The 2,998-nt window shown below is 66.6% G+C and carries 2 protein-coding genes; both read right to left on the bottom strand.

The window, feature by feature from the left end; translation table 11 throughout:
* Positions 1–123: 123 nt before the first annotated feature.
* Entirely contained in the window at positions 124–2,196 is a 2,073-nt protein-coding gene (locus HG543_RS52825; RefSeq protein ID WP_169352549.1) for an FG-GAP-like repeat-containing protein, read from the bottom strand.
* A 275-nt stretch (positions 2,197–2,471) separates the two neighbouring features.
* Positions 2,472–2,998, bottom strand: a 527-nt coding sequence (locus HG543_RS52820) for a zinc-binding dehydrogenase (RefSeq protein ID WP_169352548.1), incomplete at its 5' end; no start/stop codon positions are given.

Below are 2,998 nucleotides of genomic sequence, written 5' to 3'. Positions count from 1 at the left end.
GGGCTCATCCGGCGCAGCGCCGGACAGGCCCGCAGCATCGAGCTGCTGCTGGCCCCGGAACTTCTGCCCGTCCTACGCTGAGCAGGCCCAAAGCCAATCGGTCAGAACCTCTGTGCTGAGGTACTAGCCGCGCAGATCCCACCCCGCCGCGCCCGCCGGCGTTGAAGGGCTGGCGGCGCCCAGCACGGTAGAGCCATTGAGGTACCAGAAGTTCACCTCCTGGGTGCCCGGCTTGAACCAGAGCAGGTCGCTGTGGCCGTCGCGGTTGAAGTCACCCGTTCCACGCAGCTCCCACCCCACCGCGCCCGCGGACCACGACGGGGCACCGGTGCCCAGCACGGTGGTGCCATCGAGGTACCAGAAGCTCACCTCCTGGGTGCCCGGCTTGAACCACAGCAGGTCCGTGTCGCCGTCCTGGTTGAAGTCACCCGTTCCACGCAAGTCCCACCCCGCTGCGCCCGCCGGCGTTGAAGGGCTGGCGGCGCCCAGCACGGTAGAGCCATTGAGGTACCAGAAGTTCACCTCCTGGGTGCCCGGCTTGAACCAGAGCAGGTCGCTGTGGCCGTCGCGATTGAAGTCACCCGTTCCACGCAGCTCCCACCCCGCCGCGCCCACGGACCACGACGGGCTGGCGGTGCCCACCACGGTGGTGCCATTGAGGAGCCAGAAGCTCACCTCCTGGGTGCCCGGCTTGAACCAGAGCAGGTCGGCGTGACCGTCGCGGTTGAAGTCACCCGTTCCACGCAGCTCCCACCCCGCCGCGCCCGCCGGCATCGAAGGGCTGGCGGCGCCAAACATGGTGGTGTCCTCGAGGAACCAGAAGCTCACCTCCTGGGTGCCCGGCTTGAACCAGAGCAGGTCGGCATGACCATTGCGGTCGAAATCCGACCCCAGGGCGACAGCGGTCCGGTCGAGTGGGAGATTGAACGTCCTCCGCCCCAGGCTGACACGCGTCTGCGCGACCGGATCGATGGCGTAGAAATCCACGATGTGGTTGACCCCATCACGGAACTGCGCAGGCACTTCGACGCTGAAGCCATGATTTCCGGTGATGCCGAATCGCCGGAGGATGTCCCGCTGGGTGCGGTTCGCGGTGGTGGTCACCGTGGCACCGGCCAAATCGAAGACAGCCTCGACCGAGACAGCCTGCCCCAGGTTTCGCCGGTCGAAGGCCCCACCGGAGAAGACTCCCGCCGGGCTGACGCCATCCGCGTGCCCCTTGACGGGAGCACACAGTCGCTGGCTCAGGACGCCGGGCGTGCTGCACAGCGTGTCCAGGATGGCTGGCATCACATAGAAGTTCCCGTGGACGTTGACCCCGCTGTAGGCCTTCCGACAGGTCCCATCCCACTGATACTCATCCGAGGGGCCATACGCGCTGTGCACGACGCCCGCGACCGTGTAGCCGTCCGTCGAGTACACCGCGCCCCCCGAGTTCCCCCCCAGGATGTCGAGGGTGGCGGCCGGGTTGTCCGTCGCAGTGCCGCTGGTGACGGTCGCGTTCGCGGCGATCTTGAGGGGAATGCCACTGGGGGCACCAATGGTCGCCACCGAGTGCCCGGGGACGACCGCCTGCCGGCCATAGGCCACGGGAGCGGGAGTGAAACGGGGCGCCGCGGGACGGTTCAGCCGGGTGACAACGAAGTCCGTCGCAGGCGCGGAGCCCTTCGCCACGATTTCCTTGCACCTGAAGACGTCATCCGTGGTGATGGTCTCGTATGCGCCCGCCGCGGGGCGGTAGTACTTGAAGACCCAGAGCAGGGAGCCGGCGGGCCCACAGGCGTCCGACTTCTTGATGCAGTGGGCCGCGCTGAGCACGAGGTCATCGTCGATGAGCACACCCGAGCAATCCGCAAGTATCGGGTCGTCCCGGAAGCGCTCCGTCGAGCAGAGATTGAAGAAGTTCCCCAGTCGCGTCGAGGTGGTCAGGTCCTCCAGGGTAGGCCCCACGCTCTGGTACATCATGACCGGCGTGGAGTACATCGCCCGCGCCCGGAGCGTCGGGTCGGGGTGCGCATAGACGTCCATGCGGTCATCGGTCAGATGGATGACCTCGTCCTCGCGGGACTCCGGCTGGGACGGCCCGCTCTCCTGCGAGTCGGCTACCGGGCCACATCCCAGCGAGGTGCTCGCGACGACGCCCAACACCACTGTCAGCCGGGTGCCTCGTGAGGAGCCCGTGAATAGCTTCGACATGTCCTTCAACAAGAACCGCCTCCTTTGAAGATTGCCAGGCACACCAAGTCCGAGGAGAGAGAGACTCAGCATGGATCACCGGTCTGACAGCGGCCGTCATGCCAGACAATGAGCGCCGGCTTGCTGGCAATGAAAGGAATGCCGGGAGATACAGGCAGCCGCAAGAGCAAACCTGCATTCTCGATTTGTGAGTATCATGGGCATTTTCGCGTGAGAGGCTTCACCGAATGCTGCTTGCTTTTGAAGCCCGCCGCGGAGTACCCGCGGCAACGGATTCACGGCACCAGCACCAGCTTCCCCACGGTGGTCCCCGACTCCAGCGCGCGGTGCGCGTCCGCCACCGCGTCCAGCGGGAAGCGCGTCACCCGCGGCGACACGAGCTTCCCCTCCTCCACCCAGCCCAGCAGCCGCGCCATCGACTCCTCCAGAATCGCGCGCTGCTCGAAGAGATAGGACAGGTTGAAGGCCATCACGCTGGTGTTGTCGTTGGTCAGCGACAGCGGGTCGAAGCGCGGCGTGCGCAGCCAGTCCCACGCGAGCTTCGCGTAGTTCGGCTTCCCACCCGTTCGCGGCAGCATGGAGTGGAACCCATAAATCACCAGCTTCCCCGGCGAGGCCAGGTGCGCATAGCTGTCGCGCAGCGTGGACGGCCCGTTCGCGTCCAGCACCACGTCGTACCCGCGCGGAGACGCCCGCTCCGCCGCCTTCCACAAGTCCTCCACACTCTTGTCGATGACGACGTCCGCCCCCAGCGCCCGCGCAGCCTCCACCTTGTGCGGCCCGCCCACCACGCCCACCATCC

The sequence above is a fragment of the Pyxidicoccus fallax genome, from assembly GCF_012933655.1.
Classification (GTDB): Bacteria; Myxococcota; Myxococcia; order Myxococcales; family Myxococcaceae; genus Myxococcus; species Myxococcus fallax.
Note: the sequence above shows the minus strand (reverse complement) of the source record. Positions and strands in the feature narration are given on the sequence as shown.

Bases quoted from the DNA above. Each gene is read 5' to 3' on its own strand.
- HG543_RS52825 (WP_169352549.1), bottom strand. From the start codon at position 2,196: ATGTCGAAGCTATTCACGGGCTCCTCACGAGGCACCCGGCTGACAGTG.